The organism is Shinella kummerowiae, from assembly GCF_009827055.1.
GTDB classification, from domain to species: Bacteria; Pseudomonadota; Alphaproteobacteria; order Rhizobiales; family Rhizobiaceae; genus Shinella; species Shinella kummerowiae.
The window spans coordinates 451,472-476,301 of sequence record NZ_WUMK01000002.1 but is presented as its reverse complement, the minus strand read 5'-3'; the positions used below and the strand labels follow the sequence as shown (position 1 = coordinate 476,301).

Sequence of the window (24,830 nt, the reverse complement as noted above, 5' to 3'; positions counted from 1 at the left end):
TTTGCTCCTTGCAGAATTCAGACGGTTGCGCCGAGGAACGCGCGCTTCACGGCGTCGTCGTTCATAAGCGCTGTTGCGGTGTTTTCGCCGACGATGCGCCCGGCCTCCATGAGATAGCCGCGGTCGGCGATGGAAAGGCTCATCCGGACATTCTGCTCGACGATCAGCAGCGCCAGCCCGCTTTCGCGCACCCGCCCGAGGGCGGCGAAAAGCTCGCCGACCACCACGGGGGCGAGGCCGAGGCTCGGCTCGTCGAGCATGAGCAGATCGGGCTTCGACATCAAGGCCCGGCCGATCGCCACCATCTGCTGCTCGCCGCCCGACATGGTGTTGACGAATTGCTTTCGGCGGTCGGCGAGTTTCGGGAAGAGGGAATAGACGAGGTCGCGGCTCGTCTTGCCATGGGCGCGGGCGCGTTTGGCATAGGCGCCGAGCGCGAGGTTTTCCTCGACCGTCAGGTCGCCGAAGACACCACGGCCTTCCGGGACCAGCGCGATGCCCGCTTCGAGCACGAGATGGGCGGGCCGGCTGACGATGTCTGCACCGGCAAAGCGGATGCTGGCGCCGGGATCGGGTTTAACGAGGCCGGCCGCCGCTTTGAGGAGCGAGGATTTTCCGGCTCCGTTTGCGCCGAGGATGACGACCGTTTCGCCCTTGCCGACCGTGGCGGCGACGTGGTCGAGGGCGAGGTGCTGGCCGTAATGCAGCGAGAGGTCGCGGATCTCAAACATGGCCATCTCCGAGATAGGCACGCACCACCTCCGGGTCCTTCAGCGTTTCCGCCGTCGGGCCATCGGCGATCTTGCGCCCGGCATTCATGACGATTGAGCGGCCGCACAGCGCACGGATCGCGTCCATGACATGTTCGACGAGCAGCACGGTGATGCCGCGATCCTTCAGCGACAGGATGAGGTCGATACCGGTCTTGAGTTCCGTCGGGTTGAGGCCGGCGAGCCATTCGTCGAGCAGAAGCAGTTCCGGCTCGGCGGCAAGCGCGCGGGCCAGCTCCATGCGCTTCTGGTCGATATAGGTGAGGGAGCCGGCCGGCTGATCGGCCCGCCCGGCGAGGCCGACGGCGGAAAGGTGGTGCAGTGCCGCATCGCGGGCAACGGCATCCCACAGCTTCTGCCGGCCGAAGGCAAGGGCCGCGATGACGTTTTCGGCGACCGTCAGCGAGGGCAGGGCGCGCACGAGCTGGAAGGTGCGGGCCACACCCATTTTTGCGATGTGGTTCGGGCCGAGGCCGGAGATCGCGTCGCCGTTGAGCGTGATCCGCCCGCCGGTCGGCGGCAGGAAGCCGGAAATCATGTTGAGCACGGTCGTCTTGCCGGAACCGTTCGGCCCGAGCAGGCCGACGACCTCGCCGCGCTCCAGCGAGAAGGAGACCGCGTTGACGGCGGTGAGGCCCCCGAAGCGTTTGGTGAGGCCGGTGAGCGCCAGGAGTTCGCTCATTTTGCGCCTCCCTTGCCGAGCCGGCTTTCGAGCGCGGCGAGCACGCCCTTCGGCAGCAGGAAGACGATGGCGATGAAAACGAGGCCGAGGATGATCGGATAGTGGTTCGGGAAATTGGCCGACAGCCACTCGAAGAGCAGGAACAGCGGGATGGCACCGAGCAGCGGCCCCCACAGCCGGTCCGCCCCGCCGAGCAGCGCCATGATCAGCGTCAGGAACGAGATGGTCGGGTTGAAGACGATGCTCGGCTCGATATAGGTCCAGCGCGGCGCCTGGATCGCGCCCACCAGCGTGATGATGACGGCGCTGGTGGCGAAGAGCGCGAGCTTCAGTCTGGTGATGTCGATGCCGCAATGGCTCGCCACCACCTCGTCGTCGCCGATGACCTTGAGGGCAAGGCCCCAGCGCGTCCGGCCGATGCCCCAGGAGATGAGGAAGGTGGCGGCGGCAAGCGCCAGCAGCTGCCAGTAGATGCCTTCGGGCGTCACCGGCAGGAAGATGTAGCGGCCGAGCGTGCCCGTCACGTTGACCTCGTACCAGGTGACGACCTGGCGGATGAGTTCGGCAAGGCCGAAGGTGAAGATGACGAAGTAGACGCCGGCAAGTCGGAGCGTCGAGAGCCCGACGACCAACGCCACCGCAAGGCCGATCAGGGCGGCGACGAGGAGGACGAGCGGATAGGGCAGGGTCTCGCTGAGCACGCCCACCGTATAGGCGCCGATGCCGAAGAAGGCGACGGTGGCGAGCGAGACGTAACGTGTCGGGCCGGAAAACAGGCCCCAGGCGGTGGCGAGCACGACATAGCCGGTCATGCCGATCATCAGCGTCACGGCATAGGGGCCGGCGAAGAAGGGCAGGGCGGCGAGCGCGATCAGGACGAGGCCGGCGAAGGCGAGGCCGAGGAGGGTACGGGCGGTCATCGCGCGGCCCTCCCGAACAGGCCGGCCGGACGCCAGAGCAGGATGGCGAGGAAGATCAGGTAGGTGGCGGCAAGCGTCAGGCCGGGATCGAGATAGGTGGCGACGAAGGTTTCCACGAGGCCGAGCATGAGGCCGGAAAGGAGGGCGCCCAGAACGTTGCCGACCCCGCCCATGATGACGACGATCAGCGCCTTCATGGTGAAGACGACGCCGGCCGTCGCGGTGAACGTCTGGTACATGGAGATGGCGACACCGCCGGCGGCGGCGAGCGCGCCGCCGATCGCGAAGGCGAACCGGGCCGCGCGGTCGACATCAATGCCGACGAGCGGTGCGGAGCCGGGCGAGACGGCAACGGCGCGCAGGGCCGTGCCCCACAGCGTGCGGGTCAGCAACAGATAGAGGCCACCGCCGAGCACGATGGCAAGCAGGAAGGCGAGCAGGCGGTTGGCGGCGATGTTGGTGCCGAGCACGTTCACGCCGACATTAAGATAGCTGTAGCTCGTATAGTTGCTGCCGAACAGCACCAGCATGACGCCCTGCAGGACGAACAGCAGGCCGAAGGTGGCGAGGATGGAATCGATCTCGAGGTTTTCCCGGCTTCTGGCGCGACGCACCAGCGGGCGCATCATCAGGCCGTAGACGAAATAGCCGAAGGCGAAGCCGAGCGGGACGGCGGCGAGAAGGCCGAGCACCGGGTTGACGCTAGAGCCGGTAAACAGCACATAGGCGAGGAAGGCCGCGGCGATGATCGTCTCGCCATAGGCGAGGTTCATGATGCGCGCGATGCCATATTGAAGCGTCAGCCCCATGGCGAGCAGCGCGTAGGTTCCGCCGAGCACGAGCCCGGACAACACGGCCGTGACGAGCATGGCCACTCCTTCAGATCTTGGCCGGTCGTTTGGACCAGGCCCTTTCATTCAATGACAGAATGCCCCTCATCCGGCCTGCCGGCCACCTTCTCCCCGCAAGCGGGGCAAAGGGGATGTGTCGAGACGGTTTCCCGAGCCAGCACGGTTTTGTGAGGCACGTCCCCTCTCCCCGCTTGCGGGGAGAGGGGTAGGGTGAGGGGCAATCTTACCTATTCCGGTTCGCATGAAAGGAAGGGATGGGCCGGTCCGCCGATGCCCGCTTCCCAAGCTTCCGCGACAACGGCGTCGGCTACTTCTTCCAGCCCTGCCGCGGCAGGATCGGCTGGCTGGCGCCGGCGCGGTCGGCGGGCGCGATGCCGACGAACTGGCCGTTCTGCCACTGGCCGGTCCACCAGAGGGTGCGAAGCTGGTTGTCCTCCATCTTCGTCTCGCCAAGCACGGTCTGGAATGTGCCGGTCGAGAGTTCTGCGGAGACGGCCTCGCGGTCGAGGCCCTTGCGCTTGATGGCCTCCTGCAGCATCTGCAGCGAAGCGTAGGTGATGACGCTGCCCCAGTAATCCGGGCCCTGGCCGGTCACCTCTTCATGACGCTTGCGGTAGGCGGCATTCTCCGCATTGGCGGGGTCGATGCCGCCGAGGCTCATGATGCCGGTGGCATTGTCGCCATTGTTCTTGCCGTAGATGGGAAAGCCGGTGCCGACGCCGAGATAGAGCAGTTTCGGATTGAAATCCGCGACCTGGCTTTGCTGGGTCAGCGCGAAGGTATCCGGCGGATAGGAGAAGGCGACGAAACTGTCGGCGCCGCTCGCCTTCGCCTCGTTGATCATCGGCGTGAAGTCGGAGGTGCCGATCGGGTAGGTCTTGTCATAGACCACCTCGATGCCGGCCGCCTCGAAGGCCGGGCGGGCGGCGGTCACGAGGTCGATACCGAAGCCGTCGGCGACCGAGACCATGGCGACCTTGTTGTTGAGCGTGCCGTCGGCGGCCGCCTTCTTGATGATGCCGGCGAGCGCGCCCGCATAGTCATGGCCGCCGCCGAGCATCCAGAAACTCTTCGTCCAGCGCTTGACGAAATCCGGCGCCTTGTCGGTGACGGAGGAGACGGCAAGCTGCGGATAGCCGTAGCGGTCGAAGAGGGGGGCGGCAGCAAGGTTGAAGCCCGTGCCCCAGGGTGCGAGGATGAAGTCCGCCTCGTCCTGCGTGGCGAGGCGCTCGACGGCGCGCACCAGCTCCTCGGAGGTCGAGCGGTCGTCATATTCGATCACTTCGATCGGCAGCTTCTTGCCGTCCGGCAGTTCTAGGCCGCCGGCGTCGTTCACATCCTTCACCCAGAGCTGGTAGTTCGGCAGCGTGGTGATGCCGGCGCCGCCGGCATTGGGGCCGGTCTTGGAAATGGCGTAGCCGATCTTGACCGAGGTGCGGTCCTGGGCGAGCGCGCCCGGCGCAATGCCGGTGGCGAGCAGGGCGGAGGCAGCCGCCATCACGCGCAGGACATGCCTGCGTTGAACAGATTTCATCGTCGATTCCTCCCAAAGGGCCTGCTCTTCCGGCAGGCGGCGCGTCATGCGGGCAGCGGCCCCGTTCTCCTCCGGGCCTTCTGTCGCTTTTTGACGAAGGCAAGGTTAGCCGCCATCACGGTGCAGCGGAATAGACTTTTACAAGAGATACTTGTACTTTTCGCGGGTAAGGAGTTTTGCCCATGCCGTTCCAGGACGTTCTTGCGCCGCAGCATCGCGCGCTTGCCAATGCGCCGCCTTTGCCGACGGAGGCGCGGCTGTTTCGCGGGGCGCTTTCGCAATCCGGCTGGACCTTTCGCGGCGGGCGCAACCGTGTCTTCCTGCTGCTTTCGGGCAGCGGGCGCGTGTCGCTCGGCGGCACCGATCTCGGCCTGTCCGGCCCCTCGCTCGTCTGGGCGCCGGCCGGCGTGCGCGGCTCCGTGACCTTCGATGCGGGGGCGGAAGGGGCGGCACTCGCTATTCCCGAACTGGCGCTCGGCCCCGCCATGCCGACCGGCGCCATTTTTGCCGAGGTGCGCGATGCCGTCGCCCGGCCGATCCTCGGCGCCCGGCTGGCGCTCGCTGACGCCAGAAAAATGCTGCAGACGGTGGAGACGATCGAGGCGGAACTGCGCGAGAACGCAGCCGGCATGCAGGAGGTGGTGCGCCATCACCTGGCGCTGTTGCTGATTGCCATCTGGCGCCGCGCCAACCCGTCAACGGAAAAGCCGAAACCCTCGCCGCGCGCCACGGTGCGCAGTTTTCTCCATCTCGTGGAACTGCACATGCGCGAACAATGGTCGCTGGCCGACTATGCCGGCGTGCTGGGGGTCACGGCGGACCGGCTCAACACGGCGGTGCGCCGCGCGACGGGTCGCTCGCCGATGGAACTGATCCATGCCCGGTTGATGATGGAGGCGGAAATGCTGCTCGACGGGTCGAGCCTGCAGATCGCCGAGGTGGCGGAAGCGCTCGGCTTTCGCGACGCCGCCTATTTCAGCCGGTTCTTCAAGCGGCTTGCCGGCGTGTCGCCGCGCGCGCGCCGGGCGGGCCTGGTCAATCGGCAGGTGCGCGAGGAGACGTCCTATGCTGCCTGGCCGTGACGCTCAGAACAGCGTTTCGTAGATATCCGGCTTGAAACCGGCGGTAAGCGCACCATCGCGATCGAGGATCGGGCGCTTGATCATCGAGGGCTGGGCGTGCATCAGCGCAATCGCCTTCTTGGCGTCGAGGTCCTGCTTGTCGGCATCGGGAAGGGCGCGGAACGTGGTGCCGGCGCGGTTCAGCACGGTTTCCCAGCCGAGTGCGTCGACCCAACGTTTCAGGCTTGTTTCGTCGATGCCTTCGGCCTTGTAGTCGTGGAAGTGATAGGCCACGCCCTTGGCGTCGAGCCAGGTCCGCGCCTTCTTCATCGTGTCGCAGGTCTTGATGCCGTAGATCGTGACGGTCACGCGTCTCTCCCGATTGTCTCAGTCGGGTCTTCTTAGAGCGAGGAGACCGTCACGTCACCCCGAGATAACGCCCGGGGCGGTGATTGATCGCCAGCGTCATGTTGACGATGACGGCGCCGAGCACGGAAAGCGCGAGGCGATCGAGCGGAATGACGAAGAAAGCGGCGGCGAGAATGGCAAGATCGACGGCGAGCTGGAAATAGCCGGCGCGCAGGCCGAACCGGTCCTGCAGGTAGATCGCCAGCACGTTGATGCCGCCGAGCCCGGTGCGATGGCGGAACAGGATGAGCAGACCGGCACCGGACAATGCGCCGCCCATGACAGCCGCGTAGAGTGGATCGAGATGGGCGAAGGACACGAGCTCTGATGTTAGCCGGGTAAATATCGACACGAGCGTGACGGCGCCGAAGGTGCGCAGCGTGAAGGCCCAGCCGAGTTTTTTGACGGCGAGGATGTAGAAGGGCAGGTTGATCGCAAAGAACAGCCACCAGAAGCTGATGCCGCTCGCATATTGCAGGAGAAGGGCCAGGCCCGCGGTGCTGCCGGCAAGCAGCACCGCCTTGGTGTAGATGACAACGCCGAGCGCCATGAACAGCGTGCCGACGACGATGGCGATGGCATCCTCATAGGCGGAATGACGCTCGGGCGTCGCGATCTCGACCGACATGGCGACCTCAGAGGCTCAGGAATTTCTCGATGACGGCATCGACTTCCGCGCTCTTCAGGCCGGCAATGTTGATGCGGCCGGAGGTCGGCATGTAGATGGCGTGTTCGGCGCGCAGTTTCAGCACATCCGCCTCTTCGAGCGGCAAAAGCGAGAACATGCCCTCCTGCTCGCGCACCGCCGTCAGCACCTGCCAACGGCGGGACAGGCCGGCAGCCAGCCGTTCGCGGATCGAGGTGATGCGCAGCCGCATGGTCTCGATTTCCTCCATCCAGTCGGCTTTCAGCGCCTCGTCGCCGAGGATCATGCTGACGATGGCGGCACCGTGGTCCGGCGGCATGGAATAGCTGGTGCGGGCGAGCGCAGCGAGGTTGGTGCGCACGGAAAGCGCGGTCTCGGGGTTGCTGCAGGCGGCATAGATCGCGCCGGTGCGCTCGCGGTAGAGGCCGAAGGATTTCGAGCAGGAGACGGCGACCAGTGCTTCGGGAACAGCGGCAAGCAGCGTGCGTAGGCCGGCGGCATCCTCGTCGAGGCCGCGGCCATAGCCCTGATAGGCGATATCGACGAGCGGCAGCAGGCCACGCGCGGCGATAAGGTCGGAGACGGCGCGCCACTGGTCGGCGGAAAGGTTCGCGCCGGTCGGGTTATGGCAGCTGGCATGCAGCAGCACGGCATCACCGGCCGCGGCGCCCGACAGCGCCTCCATCATGCGGTCGAATTGCACGGACTGGGAGGGGATGTCGAAGAACGGGTAGGTGATCACGTCGAGACCGGCAGCCTTGAAGATGCTGGCATGGTTCGGCCAGCTCGGCAGGCCGAGCCAGACGCCCTTGGTGCCCATGCGCGCCATCAGGTCGGCGGCAAGGCGCAGGGCCCCGGAGCCGCCCGGCGTCTGGAGGGCTGCGGTGGCGCGGCCGCGGCCCGCCTCGCCCGTCGTCAGCGTCCAGAGGCGTTCGAGGAAGAGTGCGTCGCCTTCCGGGCCGATATAGGCCTTGGTCGGCTGCGTTTCGACGAGGCGGCGTTCGGCCTCCTTCACGGCGCGGAAGATCGGGGTCGCGCCCGTCTCGTCGCGATAGACGCCGACGCCGAGGTCGACCTTGCCGGCCCGTTCGTCGGCCCGGAAAAGGCCGATCAGGGCAAGCAACGGATCATCGGGCTGGCGGGTGAGGGCGTCGAACATGGCCGGTTTCCTGTGCGTGTGGGGTATCAAAGGGGTGTAGGACAAAGCCTCCGCAAAATCGACCATGATATTGCGGGAAGGACGCAAGAAGCTTTTGTATTCTTGCCGCTACCCGCTAGATTTATGCAGGATTTTGCGTGAGGGACGAAGATGGACAAAATGGCGGGTGACGAGGTCGTGCTGGACCAGACGGACCGGCGCATCATCCGCCTGCTCGTCGAGGATGCCGGGCTCTCCAACAACCAGCTCGCGGAGAAGGTCGGCCTGTCGCCAGCACCGCTGTCGCGCCGGCTGGCGCGGCTGGAGGCGAGCGGCGTGATCCGCCATACCGTGATCGTCGATCCGCGCGCGGCCGGCATCGGGTTCCAGGCTTTCCTGGAGGTGACGCTGGAGCGCACGGCGCCGAAGGTCGGCGAGCGTTTCATCGATCTCGTGCGGCGCATGCCGGAGGTGGTTGAATGCCACACGGTCGCCGGCGATTTCGATTTCCTGCTGAAGATCGCGGTAAAGGATGTTGCCGATTACCGTCGGCTACTGTGGAGCGAGTTCGAGCGCATCAGCGAGATCAAGACGCTGCGCTCGACGATCTTGCTCGACAGCCCGAAGATGCAGGTGAGCGCGCTTCCCTGACACCCGTCGCGGAACCTTTCTCTGTCCGCGGAGGTTGCCGATGGTGGGAAGGCGCCCATATGATGGGAGGCGCCACCAAGGAAGGACCCGTGGACAGAAAGCCCAACGACAAGGTCATGTCGGCCGCGCTGCTGTCGGCCATCCGCAACCGTCGCGGCCATCGGCCGCCGGAAGCCAATCGCCCCGGCGATACCGTGATCGCGTCCTACAACGTGCACAAGTGCATCGGCGTCGACCGGCGTTTCGATCCCGAACGCACGGCAAGCGTGATCGCCGAGATCGATGCGGACATCATCGCCATCCAGGAGGCGGACAAGCGTTTCGGCGAACGCTCGGGGCTGCTCAACCTTGAAATCCTGGAGCGCGACTGCGGGCTCGTGCCGGTGCCGATCACCGCGCTGTCGTCCACAGGCCATGGCTGGCACGGCAACATGATCATGATGCGCAAGGGCGCGGTCGGCGCCGTGCGGCAATTGAAGCTGCCGGGCGTGGAGCCGCGCGGCGCGCTGGTCGTGACGCTTGATCTGCCGGTCGGGAAACTCCGCCTCGTCGCCGCGCATTTCGGCCTGTTGAAGCGCTCGCGCGAACAGCAGGCGATGGCGATCCTCGCCTCCGTCGCCGAAGAGGAGCAGATGCCGACGCTGCTCGTCGGCGATCTCAACGAATGGCGCGTCGGACGGCGTTCGTCGCTCTCCCGCCTTCAGCCGACCTTCGATCCGGCCTCCGGCGCCGTGCCGAGTTTTCCTTCGCGCTTTCCGGTGCTGGCGCTCGACCGGGCGCTCGGCCATCCGCACGATCTCGTCACCTCGGTCGAGGTGCATGATTCACCGCTTGCCCGCATCGCCTCCGATCACCTGCCGATCAAGGCGCATATCGACCTGAAGGTGATCTGGGAACGATCCTTCGGGCTCACAGATACGGCGAGCCAAGCCATGTGACGCGCTCCACGAGGCGCTGCGCAAAGGGCCGTGCCCTGAGTTCGTCGAGCTTGACCTCCACCGCCTGCGAAAGGGCGCCGCCGATACGGCGGCCGATCAGATCGGCGAAAGCCGGGTCTATCACCTCGATATCCACCTCGAAATTCAGCCGCAACGAGCGCGGATCGATGTTCGACGAGCCGACATAGGACCAGACGCCATCGACGACGGTCAGCTTGGAATGGTTGAACGCGCCCGACGCCCGCCAGATGCGGCAGCCGTGTTTCAGCATCTGGTCAAACTGCGCCGTCATGGCGAGGTCGACGAGTTTCAGGTTGTTGGCCGAGGGCACGACGATGTCGATCTCCACGCCGCGCCGTGCTGCCGTGACGATGGCGCTGATCAGCTCGCGGTCGGGCAGGAAATAGGGTGACATGATGTGGATGTGTTTCTTGGCGACCGAGACGGCGCCCATCAGCATGCGGTGGTTGGTCTCCAGGCTCTTGTCCGGCCCGGAGGGCACGACGCGCGCCAGCATGCCATCCCCCGGTGCATCCGGCGGCGGCGCGATTTGCCAGGCCTCGTGGGACAGGTCGTCGCCACCGGAAAAGCGCCAGTCCTCGTAGGCGATGCGGAATAGATCGCTGACGACGGGGCCGGTGAGGCGGAAATGTGTGTCGAGTGCGGCGGCCTCGCCGGAAAATTCGGCGCAAAAGCCAGCGCGGATGTTCAGCCCGCCGGTAAAGGCGACGCTGCCATCGACGATGAGGATCTTGCGGTGGGTGCGCAGGTTCGCATAGGGCAGGCGAAGGCCCATGACGATATTGCCGTTGAAGACATCCGTCGGCACGTTCGCCCGCTGCAATTCGGAGACGATCGAGGGGATGGAGTAGCGCGCGCCGACCGCATCGATCAGCACGCGCACCTCGACACCGCGTGCGACCGCCGCCGACAGCGCGCGCACAAAGCGCTCGCCGGCCCTGTCGCGGTCGAAGATATAGGTTTCGAGCAGGATGGAGCGTTCGGCGGCGTCGATCGCCGCGAGCATCGCGGCATAGGCCTCGTCGCCGGTTGACAGCACCGTGATGCGGTTGCCGGAGGTGAGCTTGCAGCGCCCGACCGTGTCGCCGAGCCGCTGCATGGCGGCGAGCGCCCCGCCATAGGCCACCTGCATATGTTCGTTCGAGACGTCGTATTCCGCCATGTGGTGCCAGCCGGCGGCGAGCAGCCCCTCGCGGCTGAGGTTCAGCGTCTTGCGGCGGATGCGGTTCACCCCGCCGATGGCATAGATCATCGGGCCGACGACCGGCGAGAGCATGATGACGCCGACCCAGCCGATCGCCGCGCGCACCTCTTCCTTCGTCATGGTCGCATGAATGGCGGCCGGCACGCCGAGGATGATCGACAAGGCGACGAGGATATGCGGCCAGTAGGCGGAAAGCGTCTCAAACATGATGCGTGCGGATCATCCCAGGCGCGGCAGTCGATGCTGCCGCCCCTATATATTGCGCTGGACCAGATGAAGGCGAGGGGCAAGTGCCGCCGCCGGCAAGAAATCTCTACCGGAAGAGGATCAATCCTCCAGCGTACCCGGTTTGCGATCCTTGCGCGTCGCCTCGTGGCAAGCGATCTTCATCAGGTCGTCGCCGCGCCGCGCATAGCGGGCCGAGCTTCGGGTGGCGATCAGGCCGTCATGGCCGGCCTTGACCTCCAGCGTGCCATCCGCAGCACCAGGCCGGGTGATCAAGGTCGCCAGCAGGTCGCCGGCCTTGACCGGTTCGCCGATATTTCGGTGGAAGAGGATCGTGCCGGGCTCGGGCGCACGCACCATCTCGATATTGTCGAGCGGCAGTGCTGGGCCGGCATAGGGCTTGGCTTCATATGCCGGGTCTGCCACGACGCCGCGGCCGACGAGGAAGGCCCACACGCCATCGGCATCGCGCTTTGCCATGTCCGGATAGACATCCCGCCGGCCGCGCAGTTCGACGGTCACCGCAAGGCGGCCCGGAACGGATTTGAGCCTGTCACCGCCCTGATGTTTGAAGGCATGGCCGACAGCCTCCTCGAAGGCCGTGCTTTCACCGTCCGAGAGGAAGACGGCCTGCATGTCGAGTTCGCCGGCGAGATCGGCCGCTTCGGGCCAGAAGGCGTCGTCGATATAGGCATATTGCAGGGATTCGTCGTCACAGTGCAGGTCGAGCACCAGATCGGCGCCAAGGGCAGCGTGCAGCAGCCGGCGTTTCAGCCGGTCGGCCGCGCTGCGGCGATCAAGATCGTCGAGAAGCGTCTCGCGCTCGACAAGAGCGATCAGCGGGAAGTCACGGTTGAAATTGGTGCGTGAACCGAGGTCGAACCGGCCCTGCATCTCGCCGAAATGCGATTGCGCAAGGCCGATCGGGTTCGCCTGCGGGACGACAGTGATGTCGCCAAGGATCGCCCCGTCTGCATCCGCCTTGCGCAGCCTTTCCAGCAGGAAGTGCAGGAGGGCGGTGCCGGGCAGCTCGTTGGCATGCAGCGCCGCCTGGAGATAGACCGACGGCGCCTTGGCGTCGCGGCCCTTGAAGCGGAAGACGGGCACGCGCCATTCGATGCCCGCCGTATCGCCGCTGATGATGAACTCCGAAGTCTCCACGTCGTTTCCTCGCTGACAGTTTTTGCGACGGTTTATGCGAATTGGCGGCCTCCGGCGCAAGCCCCGGCAAGAAACGGGTTGAAAGCGGCCGGGCAAAGCCCGATCTTTTAGTGAAACGGGATGAGGAGCCGAACCATGACCGGCAAAACCTATTATCGGATCTTCGACACTGACGGCGGCCCCTGCGGTATTGCCTGGACGCCCGCCGGCGTGGTGCGCTTCCAGCTGCCGGGCGACGATGCCGCCACGACGCGACGCCTGCTGCTCCGCCACCTGCCGGAGGCGGACGCCGCCGAGCCGCCGCCGGCGGTTGCCGAGGCCATCGAAGGTGTCAAACGTTACTTTGCCGGCGAGCCGGCCGATTTTTCCAATGTGCCGCTCGACCTTGCCGGCCAGAGCGATTTCTTCCGGGCGATCTACGATGCGGCGCGCCGTCTGCACTGGGGTGAGACGACGACCTACGGCACGCTCGCCCGCGATCTCGGCGCCGGACCGGAAATGGCCCGCGAGGTCGGCCAGGCCATGGCGAAAAACCCGGTCGCCCTCATCATCCCCTGCCACCGCGTGCTTGCGGCCGGCGGCAAGGTCGGCGGCTTCTCCGCGCCGGGCGGTGCCTCGTCCAAGTTGAAGATGCTGGCGCTGGAGGGCGTTTCCTTCGCGCCGCCGGAACCGGCGCAGTCGTCGTTCGGGTTTTAGGATACGGGCGACCGGGGCCGCCCGTATCCAGCCGTCAGCGCCGTACGTGACGCCTTTCGAGAAGTGTACGGGCCGCGAGCGTGATGGTCGCCATGCAGGTTACATAAGCCACGAGTGGCCATGCGGTCGTGCCATCGAGCAGGATGACGAAGGCGGTGCCGGCAAGGCCGGTGATCAGGCTCTGCACGCAGAAATGCAGCGCAACCGCTGTGCCGGCAGAGCTTGCAAAGGCCTACAAGGCGCCGTTTGCGGACACGGACGCCGTGAAGACGATGCCGACCGCAATCAGCCACATGGGCGGCATGAAGGTCCAGAAGGACAGCGGTGCCGTAAGCTGCCCGAGCGCCAGCAATCCGGCGCCTGCCAGCAGCAGGAGCATTCCGCGCAGCATGCAGCCCGAAACGCCCCATCGGCCGACGAAGCGTTCCGCAAACCGCGCCGTGACGATCATCGCCACGGCGGCGGTAGCGAAGGCCAAGCTGAAGCCGAGTTGGGAAAAGCCCGCGCCGTCCATCAGGATGCGCGGCGCCGTGGAGAAGAACACGAAGAAGCTCCCCATCGCGGCACTGAAGGCGAGCGTGTAGGTCCAGAAGGCGAGGCTCGCCAGGACGGGACCGAAGGCGCGCTTTTGCTCACTGGCCTCGACTGGCCGGGTTTCATGCCATTTCGGCAATGCCCAGAGCAGTGCGATCACCGCGGGAAAACCGAGGGCGATGAACAGCGACGGCCAGCCGAATAGACCGGCGAGCACGGCGCCGGCAATCGGCCCGAGTGCCGGAACGGCGGCCAGCATGGCATTCATCAGGCTGTAGATCACGGCGCTTTCCGGACGCTCCGCATAGACGTCGCGGATCGTCGCGAAGATCGCAACCAGCGTTGCCGACGCCCCGATTGCCTGCAGCAGGCGGAGCGAGACGAAAAGCGGTGCGGCGGTCGCCGCTGCGAGGCCGAAGGAGGCGGCAGCGAAGATCACTGCTCCGGCAATGAGTACCGGCCGCCGGCCGACACGGTCGGACAGCGGTCCGAAGAGCACTTGCCCGACGCCGAGCACGATCATGTAGACCGTCAGCGTCAGTTGCACCACATCCGGCGTGGTTTGCAGGATCGCCGGCATGGCAGGCACGACCGGCAGGTAGATATCCATGCCGAGCGACGCAAGAATGTTGAAGGGGGCCAGCAGCAGGAGCGCTACGGGCAGGCTATAGGTCCACGGGCGTGGATCATGAACACGCATGACAAATCATCCGCTAAATGAGGAACATCCGGCGGCGTCTGCGTTCAAAAACTGGATTGGCTTAAGCAGAGCGCCGCAACAACAGGGTGTCGTTGCGGCTTATCTGTCTGCTGACTTGGGATCCGTCATCGCGATCCTATTCCCACTCGATCGTGCCAGGCGGCTTCGACGTCACGTCATAAACGACGCGGTTGATGCCGCGGACTTCGTTGATGATGCGCGTGGCGGCGCGGCCGAGGAAGTTCATGTCGTAGTGGTAGAAATCGGCGGTCATGCCGTCGACGGAGGTGACGGCGCGCAGCGCGCAGACGAATTCGTAGGTGCGGCCATCGCCCATGACGCCAACGGTCTGGACGGGGAGCAGCACGGCGAAGGCCTGCCAGATCTTGTCGTAGAGGCCGGCCTTGCGGATCTCGTCGAGATAGATGGCGTCGGCGTCGCGCAGGATTTCCAGCTTGTCGCGGGTGATGCCGCCCGGGCAGCGGATGGCAAGGCCCGGACCCGGGAAGGGGTGGCGGCCGATGAACGAGTCGGGCAGGCCGAGTTCGCGGCCGAGCACGCGCACTTCGTCCTTGAAGAGCTCGCGCAGCGGTTCGACGAGCTTCATGTTCATGCGGTCGGGAAGACCGCCGACATTGTGGTGCGACTTGATGGTGACCGAGGGGCCGCCGGTAAACGAGACGCTTTCGATGACGTCCGGATAGAGCGTGCCCTGGGCGAGGAATTCCGCGCCGCCGAGCTTCTTCGCTTCCTCTTCGAACACCTCGATGAACAGGCGGCCGATGATCTTGCGCTTGGTCTCCGGGTCCGAGACGCCTTCCAGCTCGCCGACGAAACGATCGACGGCATCGACATGGATGAGGTGCAGATTGTAGTGCTCGCGGAACATGGCGACGACGTCGGCCGCCTCGTTCTTGCGCATCAGGCCGTGGTCGACGAGGATGCAGGTGAGCTGCGCGCCGACCGCCTCATGGATGAGGAGGGCCGCAACGGAACTGTCGACGCCGCCCGACAGCGCGCAGATGACGCGCTTGTCGCCGACCTGTTCGCGGATCGCTTCCACGGCGCGGGCGCGGTAGGCCGACATGGACCAGTCGCCCTTGATGCCGGCGATCTTGTGCACGAAGTTCGACAGCAGCTTGGCGCCGTCCGGTGTGTGCACCACTTCCGGGTGGAACATCGTCGTGTAGTAGCGCTTCGCCTCGTTGACGCAGATCGCGAAGGGCGCGTTTTCCGAGGTGCCGATGATCTCGAAGCCTTCGGGCGCGACCGTGACGCGGTCGCCGTGGCTCATCCAGACCGGATACTTCTGGCCGACTTCCCAGAAACCCTCGAACAGCGGGCTCGCCTTCAGGATCTCGACGTCGGCGCGGCCGAATTCGCGGGCGTGTCCACCCTCGACGGTGCCGCCAAGCTGGGTGGCGAGCGTCTGCTGGCCATAGCAGATGCCGAGGATCGGCAGGCCGGAATCGAACACCACCTGCGGCGCGCGGGGGCTGCCCTGGTCGAGAACCGAGGCGGGGCCGCCGGAGAAGATGATCGCCTTCGGCTGCATGCGGTGGAAGGCGTCTTCCGCCGACTGGAAGGGGATGATCTCGCAATAGACGCCTGCTTCGCGCACGCGCCGCCCGATGAGCTGGGTCACCTGGCTGCCGAAATCGATGATGAGAACGCTGTCGGGATTGGCTGTCTGGGTCATGGCGAGCCTTTAATGAAAAACCGCGCGCCGCGCAACGGGGGAAGGCCGGATTTTCAGCCCTTCAACACGATCGTCCCGTCGAGAATGGCTGCTTCCAGCCGGTCGACGGCGGCAGCGAGCTTCTCGTCGATGACATGCAGGTATTCCGTCCAGTCGCCGATATGGGTGAGTTCGGTCTTGCCGTCGGAAATGCCGCGCAGGCCGATAAGGCGCACACCGAAGGCCTGGCAGGCGCGCAGTTCGGCATAGGTTTCCATCTCCACCATATCGGCGTCAATGCCCGTGTAGGCGGGACCGGAGACGATGTTGGCGCCGGTCGAAAGGCGGGCTTCCGGAATGCCGGGTATGCAAACGGGGAGCGCTACCTCCACCGGAAGATCGAGAAAGGGCGTGGCACCCTTGGTGAAGCCGAGTGCCGAGGCGTCCATGTCGCGATAGGAAACGGCGGTTGCCTGGTAGACGCCGGTCTGCTCCAGCGTGGCAGAGCCGGCGGAGCCGAGCGAGACGACGAAATCGGGCAGCTGGGCCTCGGCTTCCAGGTGGCAGAGCGCCAGCGTCAGCTGCACGGCGGCCTCGACGGGGCCGACGCCCGTCATGAACGGCGTGATGCGCGCCTTGAGGTGCGGCCCGTATTCGGCGTCCGCCGCCATGACATAGAGGATGCGGCGCGCGCCGATCGTCTTCAGGACGACGCTCATTCGGCGACGTCCTCGCGGCCGCGCACCACCATCATCGTGCCCGTCATGGAGGCGATGAGCTTTGCCGGGCCGTCCGAGATGGCATAACCACGCCCGTCGGCGACGATGATGTTGGAGCCCGGCTTGGTGACCTCGCCGCGGAACAGGAAGCGGTCGCCGCGTCCGGGCGACATGAGGTTGACCTTGAACTCGATGGTGAGGATCGAGGCATCCGCGTCGATCACCGAATAGGCGGCGTAGCCGCAGGCGGCATCGAGGGCGGCGGAAATGATACCGGCATGCAGAAAACCGTGCTGCTGCGTCAGCTTCTCATCGAAGGGCAGCTCGATTTCCACCGTGCCGTGCTCGACACGGGTCAGCTCGGCGCCGATCAGCCGCAGCGCCGGCTGGCGATCGAAGCTTCGGGTGATGCGGCCGGCAAAATCGGCGGGCGGAAAATCGGTCATGGTGCACACATGTCTGCCGGCGCGCCGGCCTGGAACGGAGTTGATCGACGTTTGCACGGCCCATGCTGCATCGCAAGCGTCTTTCAGTTCAACGCGATAATTGCCGCATTGAGGGCTGTCGCGAAGAGCACCCAGGCGAGATAGGGCAGGAAGAGCAGGGCGGCCGTGCGGTCCTGCCGCCAGGAGACGATGATGAAACCGGCGACCGAGACGAGAAGGCCGAGGATGATGATCATCGCCGATAGCGGATCCTGCAGGCCGAAGAACGCCGGCGACCAGGCGAAGTTGAAGACGAGCTGGGCAAACCACAGGCGCATGGCGATCGACCGGCGGAGCGGGGAAAGCCATGTGCGGGCGCCCACCACGCCGATGATGACGTAGAGAAGGCTCCAGACCGGCGCGAACACCCAGTTCGGCGGGTTGAAGGACGGTTTTGCCAGCGACTGGTACCAGCCGCCCGGCACGTTGTTGGCACCGATCAGGAGACCGCCACCGAGCACGAGGATGATGAAGAGCAGATAGACGAGGGGCTTGTTGTTCATGGGCCTGGAGGTAGTGCGCCGCAGGCGACCGTCCAGAGGCGGAGGGGTCGTAATCAGCGGTGCGGCGTCAGGCCGGCAATGTGCTGGTCCCAGGACACGTCCGCGCGATGGCCGGCGAAACGCCCGCCATAGGACGAGACGGCGAACCCCTGCGGCGCGGCAGCGATGCCGGCGGCGTCGATAACGCTTTCCTCGCGCAGCACGCTGCCGGTTCCGGCATCGAGAACGACGAAGCGGCCGCCATTCGGCGAGGTGAGGCCGACAAGACCCTCGCGCCGGTTGACGGCGATGGCGCCGACATAATTGGCGAGCCCGATGGTCGTCTCCTCCGGCAGGGAGAGGAAGGTCAGGTCCTCGCCCTTGCCGAAATGACCGACGAGCGGCGGCAGGTCGTTGCGCGGCCCCTCGTACTGGCAGGCAAACCAGATGCGGCCCCTGTCGTCGAGATCGATATGGCGGGTGGAAAGCTGGCGGAGTTTCTGAGGCAAGGTGTGGCGCTCGATCAGCGCGCCCGTCGCAGCGTCGATCAGCGCGAGCGACGGCTCCATATGGTCGAGGTTGAGCTTGGTGCGGCCGAAATCCGGGTGGGTCTCGATGCCGCCATTGGCGGCGATCAGCAGGCTTCCGTCGTCGCTGACGGAAAGGTCGTGCGTGCCGATGCCGTAGGTGGAATATTCGTCGATGCGGCGGTAGCCGTCGCGAGCATCATAGAGGCCGATCACGCCCCGGTTGGCGTCGAAATCGTTCTCGCTGGCATAGAGCACTCGTCCATCCGGCGAGAAGCAGCCGTGGCCGAAGAAGTGTCGGTCCTCGGTGGCGGCGATCGTCACCGGGGCAGCCTTGCCGGTGCGGTCGATGACCAGCGCGAAGGTGCCGGGGCGCCGGGCGAAGGCGACGAGGTGGCCGGTTGCCGGCGAAAAGGCCATGCCGTGGCTTCGGGCGGGCAGGGGCGTGCGGTCGATGACCGTGCCGTCTTCGGCAAGCACCGCGATGCCGAAACGGCCATCGCTGTCCCGGTAGCCGGACGCAAAGACGGCGTCGGTGCGGGTGAGCGCAAAGGATTCTCCCGCACCGAGCGTCGCGACCCAGGCCGCACCTGCCATGCGCAGGAAGGCGCGCCGGTCGACCAGCGCGCTATGGCGGCCCGTCGCCGCCATCAATCGCCGTCCGAGAAGGAGAAGCCGGAGCCGAGCCCGATGGCGCCGCCATAGCCGCCGTCGAAAGCGAGGATCAGCTCGCGCGTGTTGACGAGCACGAAGTTGATCTTCTGCTGTTCCTCCGGCGTGGAAACGGCCTTCTCCATAGTCGTGTCGATCGTCGGGACCACGCGGCGCAGCGATTTCAGGATGAAGTCGATATTGCCGTTGACCGAGGCGATGCTGGGATCGATCAGCTCTTCCATGCCAGATTTGTCGAACAGCGTTTGCAGGCCCTCGAGATTGGCATCGATCGACGTCCAGGTGTTTTCCGAGCGCCAGAACGCCGCCGATTTCGGCCGGGCGATGCCGCCGTGGCGATAGAAGGTCTCGACGCGCTGGTCGCGCACCGCCTCTGCGCCGTGCACGAGAATGCCGAGCAGCGCGGTCATGGCCTCCTTGCCGGTGCGGAACACCGGGTTCTGCGGGCCGGGATGTTTCCAGTCCCGCTGTACGCCGTCGGGCGCGTCCCAGGCCGCGACGAGCTGGCCGGCCGTCGTCTCGATATGGCTGGCGACGGCGGCGGCGTATCGGCAACGGAATGTCTCCGGCGCGGTCATCAGCGTTTCGGCGCCGGTGCCGTAGAGGGCGAATTCGATAGCGCCAAAGCCCTGGATGGCGACGCTCTTGCTGCCCATCGTTTCGGCCTTCGTATCCGCCTCGTCCTGTTTCTGAAGCAGCGCCTGCACCTGTTTCAGCCCGGTGCCCTTGCGGTCGGGGTAGAACAGGATGCGCTCGAAGCGGTTGTCCTCGATGACCGGGCCGATCCGCACGATCTCGATATGCCCCCAGTCGGTCACGGCCTGGCGGAAGGCGTCATCGACGGCCTTCCGGCCATCCTCGGATGGGGCCTTGCAGAAAGCGGCGGTCGTTTCGGCCAGCGCGCCGGCGGAGGCCTGGAAGGTGCGGTAGCCGGGGCGGATGACGTCGTCCACGGCGCGGGTCATGATGCCGGTGACGACCTCGTCCGTCAGCTCCGGCAACACCGGTGCACCGCCCTCCTGGGCCGCGGCCGGCAGACTTGTCGCGAGCAGCAGGCCCGTCGCAAGCAGCAGGGTAATCTGCCGGGGCGTGCCCCCCTCATCCGCCTGCCGGCACCTTCTCCCCGCTGGGGAGAAGGGGATTATCGCCGGCGTCTCGTTTTCCCTTCTCCCCCGGGGGGAGAAGGTGGCCCGAAGGGTCGGATGAGGGGGTATTCCACGAAGGCGAGACAGGCCTGCGGCGAGGAGAGGTCCGAAACGATGGAAGGTTGGGCGCCGGGTCAGCATCAGAGACTCTCCAGGAAGGTCAGAAGGGCGTCGCGGTCGTGTTTTTCGAGAGCAGTGAAGCGGTTGCGTGCTGCCTCAGCCTCGCCGCCGTGCCAGAGAATGGCCTCGGTGAGGTTGCGGGCGCGCCCGTCATGCAGGAAGAACGTATGGCCGTTGACGGTTTTTGTAAGGCCGATGCCCCAGAGCGGCGGCGTGCGCCACTCCCGGCCGCTCGCCACGCCGACAGCCTGCCCGTCGGCAAGGCCTTCGCCCATGTCGTGCAGCAGGAAATCGGAATAGGGCCAGATGAGCTGGAAGGCATGGGCCTTGTTTTCGGCATCGCGTCGGGTCACGAATTTCGGTTGATGACAGCTGACGCAGCCGGTTTCGTAGAAGACGCGCTTGCCCGCCAGCGTCTCGGCGAAACTCGCCTTGCGGCGCGCCGGCACGGCGAGGTTTTCCGCGTAGAAGGTTACGAGATCCATGATCGGCGGCGGCGCTTCCACATCGCCGAGCCGTTTCTGCACGCCGTCCGGTCGCTCCAGGCAGGCGGCCTGTGCGGACATGCAGTCGCCCTGGTGCAGCGGCACCTCCGGTGTCGAGATGCCGATGTCGAAAGCGAAGGCGTCGGCGCTCTGCTGGCGCACCGTGGCGGACTGCGCCTTCCAGCCGAACCGGCCCAGCGTCTGCTTGCCGGTTTTCGGGTCGATGGCGACCGCGGCCTTGCCGCTGATCCCGTCTTCATCCGCATCATCGGGGTCGGCGAGCGCCAGGATATCCGCCGCGTGGATCGCCTGGACGAGACCAAGGCCGAGCATGGGCTGGGTGACGCGCGGCGAGAGCGTCGTCGCCGCATCGAGATCGCCATAGGCGAGGTCGGCGACGGAATAGCTCGGCCGGCGAAGGCTGACGACCTCGCCGCCGGCAAGCGCTACCTGCTCTTCCGTGTAGGTGATGACCATGCGGCCCTCGGCCTTGAGGCCGGGCACGGCGAGATCCTGAAGCTGGCGGCCGTAGACGGGGTCCGGCAGGCTCAGCTCGCCAAACGTCTTCAGTGCCGTTTCTTCCTCCGGCGTCGTCGCGGCGCGCGCCAGACGCAGGAACATGGAGGTCGCGTCGGCGGCTCCCTCCGGCGGATGGCCGCGGCCGTCCTTGATATGGCAGGTCTGGCAGGAGCGGGCGTTGTAGAATGGCCCGAGCCCGTCGGAGGCCTGCGTGGACGACGGTGAGGAGACCCAGAGCTTCTGGAACAGTGCATTGCCGAGCTTGAAGGTTTCTTCCTCGGCAAACGTGATGTTTTCGGAAAAGTGCGAAAAGCTGTTGAGGTTGACGGACGCAAGCGAGGTCGCGGCCCCGCCGGACATCGCCTCGTATTGTTCGGCCGCGGAAAAGTCCGTCGTGAGCCGCGTCACGGTCGCGACGCGTTTGCGATCCTTTTCCGACAGGTCGTCGCGCCCGCCATCAGCGGAATGGGCGCCCAGAACAAAAACGCCCGCCGCGACGAAGACCGCGGCAGAAACCGCGAGCAGGCGACGGGCAGGGCGTTCTGTCATGCGTGAAATCGGGCCGCGTCCCGTCGGGAGCGGCCCGCCTTCTATCATTGGAAGACAGCGTTAGGATTATCCAGGCTGTCGGAGCCTTCAAGCTCGATCTTGCCGATGTCCAGCGACCCGATGACGCGTTCGATGGTCTTCGTCTGGTCGATCAGGGTGTCGACGGCGGCCTGCACCACCTTGTTGCCCTCGGCATTGCCTTCGCCGATCATCTGGTCATAGGCTTCGCCGCCTTCCGCACGGTCGACCAGCGCCTTGAAGGCGGCATGGCTGGCGTCGAGCTTGCCCTTCATCTCGGTGTCGAGGGCGGCGTCCTTTTCCGCAACCAGCTCCGAGAGCGACGGGCCGGTCAGCTTCGAGCCGTCGGGACGGGTGTATTCGCCCGTATAGACGGTCTGGATGCCGACGACGTCATAGTAGTGCGAGTTGTGCGTGTTGTCGGAGAAGCAATCGTGCTCTTCTTCCGGATCGTGCAGCAACAGGCCGAGCTTCATGCGCTCGCCGGCGAGTTCGCCGTAGGACAGCGAGCCCATGCCGGTCAGCATCGCCGTGATGCCGGCCTTCGGATCGGCGGTGACGTTCTTGGTGGCGTCGCCATCCGCGGCCCAGGCCTTCACCATCTCTTCGAGATCGGTGACGAGCAGCGAAGAGGCGGCCTTCAGGTAGGCGCCGCGGCGGTCGCAATTGCCGTTGGTGCAATTGGCCTTGTCGTAGTCGGACGCCTGGCGGTTGCCCGCACCCTTGCCGGTGCCGTTCAGGTCCTGGCCCCACAGCAGGAATTCGATGGCATGATACCCGGTAGCGACGTTCGCCTCGACTTCACCGGCCTCGTGCAGTTCCTGCAGCACGGCGGGCGTGATCGTCGTGGCGTCGATCGTCTTGCCGGCGATCTCCAGCTTCGGATTGGCGATGACATTGCCGACGAACAGCGCGTTCTCGTCGCTCTCCGTGCCATAGCTCGGGTCGACATAGTCGATCAGGCCTTCATCGAGCGGCCAGGCATTGACCTTGCCTTCCCAGTCGTCGACGAGCGGGTTGCCGAAGCGATAGGCTTCCGTCTGCTGGTACGGCACGCGCGACTTCAGCCACGCCTCGCGCGCTGCCTTCAGCGTTTCGTCGCTCGGCTTGGCAATGAGGGCATCGACCGCCGCATCGAGCGCCTTGGCGGCATCGAGCGAGTCGGAGAATTTGGCATGGGCGATTTCGGCATAATGCTTGACGATCGCAGCCGGATCGGCCGCCGCATGGGCGGAGCCGATGGCGAGGCTTGACGCCGCCGCAGCAAGCGCAAAGGCGACCGCGCGAAGAGTGGAAGTGGTCATGACGTCTCCTGGTGTCCTGTTTGGCGTGTCCCCCCGACACCGGACGTCGCGGCTTGCTCGACAGCAGGCCGTTGCCCGGATGGCCCGGCAGACCGCCGGGCTCGGGATTATTCAGGCGTTACTGTCATGGACCAAATAAAAACTGGTGTCAAAGTGTATAGTTTAGAACGATTTCAAGCTGTTCTGCCCGTTTTGACAGAGCGCAAACGCCTCAGGCCTTGCGACCCATGGCGCAGAAGAAGAAACCGTCCGTATCGGTGGATGCCGGGGTCAGCGTGACGGTCTTTCCATCGCGCGACCAGGGCTGCGGCTTGTCCGCGCCGAACAGCTTCTGCCACGTATCGGTGACGGGCAATACCTCGAATTCCGGATTGGCCGCACAGAAGCCGTGCACCTGGTCCTCGTTCTCCTGCGGCAGGATGGAACAGGTCACGTAGAGCAGGGAACCGCCCGGCCGCACGAAGGCGCTGGCATTGGCGAGCGCTTCCTGCTGCTGGACGATGCGTTCCTCGAGGTTCTTCTCGGTGAGGCGCCACTTGGTGTCCGGGCGGCGGCGCCAGGTGCCGGTACCCGTGCAGGGCGCGTCGACCAGCACGCGGTCGAACCGCGACTTGAGCGGCGCGAGGCTGGACATGTCCTCGTGGACCTGGACGTTGCGGGTGCCGGCGCGCTTCAGCCGCTCGATGATCGGGGCAAGGCGCTTGCGATCGGTATCGTAGGCGTGCACCTGGCCCTTGTTGTGCATGGCGGCCGCCATGGCGAGCGTCTTGCCGCCGCCGCCGGCACAGAAGTCGAGAACCTGGTCGCCCTCCTGCGGCACGACGAGATCGGCGACGATCTGCGAACCCTCATCCTGCACCTCGAACCAGCCTTTCTGGAAGGCGAGGTCGGCAGTGACGTTCGGCAGGCGCGACGGGCCTTCGCCGGCCGGAATGCGGATGCCTTGCCGGGCAATGGCCGAGGCGACGGCGGCATTGCGTTCCAGCGCCTTCAGCACCTTGTCGCGACCGGCCTTCAGCGTGTTGGCGCGCAGGTCGAGCGTCGGCCGCCCGGCAAGTGCCTTGGCTTCGGTAAGCCACGCATCGGCAAAATTCGTCTCGAAGGCCGGCTGGATCCATTCCGGGATGTCGCCCTGCACATGCGCGGCGGCGCCGTCGAGGGTGCGGGCGTGGAAGGCGACGAGCTTTTCGTCGGAGAGGGCTTCAGGGGCGAAGCGGTCGCCGTCGAATTCGGCGGCCAGCGCCTCGGGGGCGAGGCCCCACTGGCGCAGCAGCACGGCATAGGCAAGGGCCGTGGGGCTGTCATCGTCCATCAGGAAGGCGTGCGACAGTTTCATGCGCAGCGCGTCATAGACGATGTTGCCGATCGCGGCGCGGTCGCCGGAGCCGGCGAACCGATGGGAAAGGCCCCAGTCCTTGAGCGCATCGGCGACGGGGCGCCGCCGCGTCTCGATATCCGTCAGAACCTCGATGGCTCCCGAGAGCCGCCCACCCAATCGCATCCGTTTACTCCGTTTTGCGTCGTGGTAGCGGCGGAACGCGCCGAGAGCAAGCCGGCGCGGACAGATTCACGTGGCGATCAGCCGATGACTTCGTAGCAGATCTTGGCGTGGCCGGAGCGGATCATGCCGATGTTGGAGGCGGCAGCCTTGGAAAGATCGAGCACCCGGCCGCGGATGAACGGGCCGCGATCGTTGATGCGCACCACGACGCTCTTGCCGTTGTTGGCGTTGGTAACCTTCACCTTGGTGCCGAAGCGCAGGCTGCGGTGTGCGGCCGTCATGAGGTTCGGATTCATCCGCTCGCCGGACGCGGTGCGCGAATGCAGCGCATACCACGAGGCACGACCGCAACCGGCGGCCTGAGCATCGGAAAAAGTAACGAAGGTGGAGGAGGCGGCGACGAGAGAAGCGAGCGCGAGGCTGGAGAGCTTGGACAGCATGTAGCGGATGACCCTTGCGGCGAGTTGTGAAAATCCCCTGTGATGC

General features: G+C 65.7%; 24 protein-coding genes and 2 pseudogenes. 4 read left to right on the top strand and 22 right to left on the bottom strand.

Features of this window, described 5'->3' with window-relative positions:
- Window positions 1-17 precede the first annotated feature (17 nt).
- The 5 genes from GR138_RS06780 to GR138_RS06760 form a co-directional block, all read right to left on the bottom strand.
- Window positions 18-731, bottom strand: coding sequence for an ABC transporter ATP-binding protein (locus tag GR138_RS06780; RefSeq protein WP_160857847.1), 714 nt, complete (start codon window positions 729-731; stop codon window positions 18-20).
- Entirely contained in the window at window positions 724-1,452 is a 729-nt protein-coding gene (locus tag GR138_RS06775; RefSeq protein WP_160857846.1) for an ABC transporter ATP-binding protein, read from the bottom strand. The genes GR138_RS06780 and GR138_RS06775 overlap by 8 nt, the downstream gene beginning before the upstream one ends.
- Window positions 1,449-2,372 carry a branched-chain amino acid ABC transporter permease gene (locus tag GR138_RS06770; RefSeq protein ID WP_160857845.1) on the bottom strand — a complete coding sequence of 308 codons (924 nt, stop codon included), beginning with the start codon at window positions 2,370-2,372 and terminating at the stop codon, window positions 1,449-1,451. Before GR138_RS06770 ends, GR138_RS06775 begins: the two co-directional genes overlap by 4 nt.
- Window positions 2,369-3,241: a branched-chain amino acid ABC transporter permease gene (locus GR138_RS06765; protein WP_160857844.1), complete on the bottom strand. Its 873-nt coding sequence runs from the start codon at window positions 3,239-3,241 to the stop codon at window positions 2,369-2,371. Before GR138_RS06765 ends, GR138_RS06770 begins: the two co-directional genes overlap by 4 nt.
- Window positions 3,242-3,530: 289 nt before the next feature.
- Complete coding sequence (locus GR138_RS06760; protein ID WP_160857843.1) at window positions 3,531-4,757, bottom strand: amino acid ABC transporter substrate-binding protein; 1,227 nt, start codon at window positions 4,755-4,757, stop codon at window positions 3,531-3,533.
- Between the two features lie 182 nt (window positions 4,758-4,939).
- Here GR138_RS06760 and GR138_RS06755 point away from each other — a divergent pair, with 182 nt between their 5' ends.
- A complete protein-coding gene (locus GR138_RS06755) occupies window positions 4,940-5,839 on the top strand; it encodes a helix-turn-helix domain-containing protein (RefSeq protein WP_160857842.1) in 900 nt (299 codons plus the stop codon).
- Between the two features lie 3 nt (window positions 5,840-5,842).
- On the opposite strand, the gene GR138_RS06750 is transcribed toward GR138_RS06755, so the two are convergent.
- Genes GR138_RS06750 through GR138_RS06740 form a run of 3 tightly spaced genes read right to left on the bottom strand, consistent with a single transcriptional unit; the run spans window position 5,843 to window position 8,031 of the window.
- Window positions 5,843-6,187 carry an ArsC family reductase gene (locus GR138_RS06750; protein WP_160857841.1) on the bottom strand — a complete coding sequence of 115 codons (345 nt, stop codon included), beginning with the start codon at window positions 6,185-6,187 and terminating at the stop codon, window positions 5,843-5,845.
- A gap of 49 nt (window positions 6,188-6,236) precedes the next feature.
- Window positions 6,237-6,854, bottom strand: coding sequence for a YitT family protein (locus GR138_RS06745; protein ID WP_160857840.1), 618 nt, complete (start codon window positions 6,852-6,854; stop codon window positions 6,237-6,239).
- A 7-nt stretch (window positions 6,855-6,861) separates the two neighbouring features.
- Window positions 6,862-8,031 carry an amino acid aminotransferase gene (locus GR138_RS06740; protein WP_160857839.1) on the bottom strand — a complete coding sequence of 390 codons (1,170 nt, stop codon included), beginning with the start codon at window positions 8,029-8,031 and terminating at the stop codon, window positions 6,862-6,864.
- A gap of 159 nt (window positions 8,032-8,190) precedes the next feature.
- On the opposite strand from GR138_RS06740, the gene GR138_RS06735 reads away from it, so the two are divergent.
- On the top strand, window positions 8,191-8,661 hold the full coding sequence (locus GR138_RS06735; RefSeq protein WP_069061551.1) for an Lrp/AsnC family transcriptional regulator: 471 nt from the start codon (window positions 8,191-8,193) through the stop codon (window positions 8,659-8,661).
- Between the two features lie 116 nt (window positions 8,662-8,777).
- Complete coding sequence (locus GR138_RS06730; RefSeq protein ID WP_160858087.1) at window positions 8,778-9,599, top strand: endonuclease/exonuclease/phosphatase family protein; 822 nt, start codon at window positions 8,778-8,780, stop codon at window positions 9,597-9,599.
- Here the strand turns inward: GR138_RS06730 and GR138_RS06725 are convergent.
- Together GR138_RS06725 and GR138_RS06720 are read right to left on the bottom strand one after the other, a co-directional pair.
- Window positions 9,571-11,031 carry a phospholipase D-like domain-containing protein gene (locus tag GR138_RS06725; RefSeq protein WP_160857838.1) on the bottom strand — a complete coding sequence of 487 codons (1,461 nt, stop codon included), beginning with the start codon at window positions 11,029-11,031 and terminating at the stop codon, window positions 9,571-9,573. The two genes, GR138_RS06730 and GR138_RS06725, sit on opposite strands and share 29 nt — an antisense overlap.
- A gap of 120 nt (window positions 11,032-11,151) precedes the next feature.
- Entirely contained in the window at window positions 11,152-12,210 is a 1,059-nt protein-coding gene (locus GR138_RS06720) for a M14 family metallopeptidase (RefSeq protein WP_160857837.1), read from the bottom strand.
- Window positions 12,211-12,345: 135 nt separating this feature from the next.
- Between GR138_RS06720 and GR138_RS06715 the strand changes: the two genes are divergently transcribed.
- The gene (locus GR138_RS06715; protein WP_160857836.1) at window positions 12,346-12,906 is read left to right on the top strand and encodes a methylated-DNA--[protein]-cysteine S-methyltransferase; all 561 of its coding nucleotides are present in this window, start codon (window positions 12,346-12,348) and stop codon (window positions 12,904-12,906) included.
- A gap of 34 nt (window positions 12,907-12,940) precedes the next feature.
- Here the strand turns inward: GR138_RS06715 and cml are convergent.
- The 12 genes and pseudogenes from cml to GR138_RS06660 all read right to left on the bottom strand — a co-directional run bounded on the left by cml (window position 12,941) and on the right by GR138_RS06660 (window position 24,784).
- Window positions 12,941-14,140, bottom strand: a pseudogene (gene cml / locus GR138_RS06710) (CmlA/FloR family chloramphenicol efflux MFS transporter).
- Between the two features lie 136 nt (window positions 14,141-14,276).
- Window positions 14,277-15,839: a glutamine-hydrolyzing GMP synthase gene (gene guaA / locus GR138_RS06705; RefSeq protein WP_160857835.1), complete on the bottom strand. Its 1,563-nt coding sequence runs from the start codon at window positions 15,837-15,839 to the stop codon at window positions 14,277-14,279.
- 53 nt (window positions 15,840-15,892) lie between these two features.
- Complete coding sequence (locus GR138_RS06700) at window positions 15,893-16,537, bottom strand: 5'-methylthioadenosine/S-adenosylhomocysteine nucleosidase (RefSeq protein ID WP_160857834.1); 645 nt, start codon at window positions 16,535-16,537, stop codon at window positions 15,893-15,895.
- Window positions 16,534-16,983, bottom strand: a complete 450-nt coding sequence (locus GR138_RS06695) for a PaaI family thioesterase (RefSeq protein WP_069060263.1) — start codon at window positions 16,981-16,983, stop codon at window positions 16,534-16,536. The genes GR138_RS06700 and GR138_RS06695 overlap by 4 nt, the downstream gene beginning before the upstream one ends.
- 83 nt (window positions 16,984-17,066) lie before the next feature.
- Entirely contained in the window at window positions 17,067-17,525 is a 459-nt protein-coding gene (locus tag GR138_RS06690; protein ID WP_160857833.1) for a TspO/MBR family protein, read from the bottom strand.
- A 53-nt stretch (window positions 17,526-17,578) separates the two neighbouring features.
- Complete coding sequence (locus GR138_RS06685; protein WP_160857832.1) at window positions 17,579-18,682, bottom strand: DUF1513 domain-containing protein; 1,104 nt, start codon at window positions 18,680-18,682, stop codon at window positions 17,579-17,581.
- Complete coding sequence (locus GR138_RS06680) at window positions 18,682-19,704, bottom strand: imelysin family protein (RefSeq protein ID WP_246200316.1); 1,023 nt, start codon at window positions 19,702-19,704, stop codon at window positions 18,682-18,684. The genes GR138_RS06685 and GR138_RS06680 overlap by 1 nt, the downstream gene beginning before the upstream one ends.
- A 93-nt stretch (window positions 19,705-19,797) precedes the next feature.
- Window positions 19,798-19,912: pseudogene (locus GR138_RS31030) on the bottom strand (endonuclease domain-containing protein); the annotation flags it as partial.
- Window positions 19,913-19,988: 76 nt separating this feature from the next.
- Window positions 19,989-21,521, bottom strand: coding sequence for a di-heme oxidoreductase family protein (locus tag GR138_RS06675; RefSeq protein WP_160857830.1), 1,533 nt, complete (start codon window positions 21,519-21,521; stop codon window positions 19,989-19,991).
- Between the two features lie 44 nt (window positions 21,522-21,565).
- Complete coding sequence (locus tag GR138_RS06670; RefSeq protein ID WP_160857829.1) at window positions 21,566-22,843, bottom strand: imelysin family protein; 1,278 nt, start codon at window positions 22,841-22,843, stop codon at window positions 21,566-21,568.
- Between the two features lie 211 nt (window positions 22,844-23,054).
- Window positions 23,055-24,344: an RsmB/NOP family class I SAM-dependent RNA methyltransferase gene (locus GR138_RS06665; RefSeq protein ID WP_160857828.1), complete on the bottom strand. Its 1,290-nt coding sequence runs from the start codon at window positions 24,342-24,344 to the stop codon at window positions 23,055-23,057.
- A 77-nt stretch (window positions 24,345-24,421) separates the two neighbouring features.
- Entirely contained in the window at window positions 24,422-24,784 is a 363-nt protein-coding gene (locus GR138_RS06660; protein WP_160857827.1) for a septal ring lytic transglycosylase RlpA family protein, read from the bottom strand.
- Window positions 24,785-24,830 lie beyond the last annotated feature (46 nt).

Excerpts from the sequence above, each read along its gene's own strand:
- GR138_RS06780 (WP_160857847.1), bottom strand. The coding sequence starts at position 731 with ATGTTTGAGATCCGCGACCTCTCGCTGCATTACGGCCAGCACCTCGCC.
- GR138_RS06775 (WP_160857846.1), bottom strand. The coding sequence starts at position 1,452 with ATGAGCGAACTCCTGGCGCTCACCGGCCTCACCAAACGCTTCGGGGGC.
- GR138_RS06770 (WP_160857845.1), bottom strand. The coding sequence starts at position 2,372 with ATGACCGCCCGTACCCTCCTCGGCCTCGCCTTCGCCGGCCTCGTCCTG.
- GR138_RS06765 (WP_160857844.1), bottom strand. The coding sequence starts at position 3,241 with ATGCTCGTCACGGCCGTGTTGTCCGGGCTCGTGCTCGGCGGAACCTAC.
- GR138_RS06760 (WP_160857843.1), bottom strand. The coding sequence starts at position 4,757 with ATGAAATCTGTTCAACGCAGGCATGTCCTGCGCGTGATGGCGGCTGCC.
- GR138_RS06755 (WP_160857842.1), top strand. The coding sequence starts at position 4,940 with ATGCCGTTCCAGGACGTTCTTGCGCCGCAGCATCGCGCGCTTGCCAAT.
- GR138_RS06745 (WP_160857840.1), bottom strand. The coding sequence starts at position 6,854 with ATGTCGGTCGAGATCGCGACGCCCGAGCGTCATTCCGCCTATGAGGAT.
- GR138_RS06740 (WP_160857839.1), bottom strand. The coding sequence starts at position 8,031 with ATGTTCGACGCCCTCACCCGCCAGCCCGATGATCCGTTGCTTGCCCTG.
- GR138_RS06735 (WP_069061551.1), top strand. The coding sequence starts at position 8,191 with ATGGCGGGTGACGAGGTCGTGCTGGACCAGACGGACCGGCGCATCATC.
- GR138_RS06730 (WP_160858087.1), top strand. The coding sequence starts at position 8,778 with ATGTCGGCCGCGCTGCTGTCGGCCATCCGCAACCGTCGCGGCCATCGG.
- GR138_RS06725 (WP_160857838.1), bottom strand. The coding sequence starts at position 11,031 with ATGTTTGAGACGCTTTCCGCCTACTGGCCGCATATCCTCGTCGCCTTG.
- GR138_RS06715 (WP_160857836.1), top strand. The coding sequence starts at position 12,346 with ATGACCGGCAAAACCTATTATCGGATCTTCGACACTGACGGCGGCCCC.
- guaA (WP_160857835.1), bottom strand. The coding sequence starts at position 15,839 with ATGACCCAGACAGCCAATCCCGACAGCGTTCTCATCATCGATTTCGGC.
- GR138_RS06700 (WP_160857834.1), bottom strand. The coding sequence starts at position 16,537 with ATGAGCGTCGTCCTGAAGACGATCGGCGCGCGCCGCATCCTCTATGTC.
- GR138_RS06695 (WP_069060263.1), bottom strand. The coding sequence starts at position 16,983 with ATGACCGATTTTCCGCCCGCCGATTTTGCCGGCCGCATCACCCGAAGC.
- GR138_RS06690 (WP_160857833.1), bottom strand. The coding sequence starts at position 17,525 with ATGAACAACAAGCCCCTCGTCTATCTGCTCTTCATCATCCTCGTGCTC.
- GR138_RS06685 (WP_160857832.1), bottom strand. The coding sequence starts at position 18,682 with ATGGCGGCGACGGGCCGCCATAGCGCGCTGGTCGACCGGCGCGCCTTC.
- GR138_RS06675 (WP_160857830.1), bottom strand. The coding sequence starts at position 21,521 with ATGACAGAACGCCCTGCCCGTCGCCTGCTCGCGGTTTCTGCCGCGGTC.
- GR138_RS06670 (WP_160857829.1), bottom strand. The coding sequence starts at position 22,843 with ATGACCACTTCCACTCTTCGCGCGGTCGCCTTTGCGCTTGCTGCGGCG.
- GR138_RS06665 (WP_160857828.1), bottom strand. The coding sequence starts at position 24,344 with ATGCGATTGGGTGGGCGGCTCTCGGGAGCCATCGAGGTTCTGACGGAT.
- GR138_RS06660 (WP_160857827.1), bottom strand. The coding sequence starts at position 24,784 with ATGCTGTCCAAGCTCTCCAGCCTCGCGCTCGCTTCTCTCGTCGCCGCC.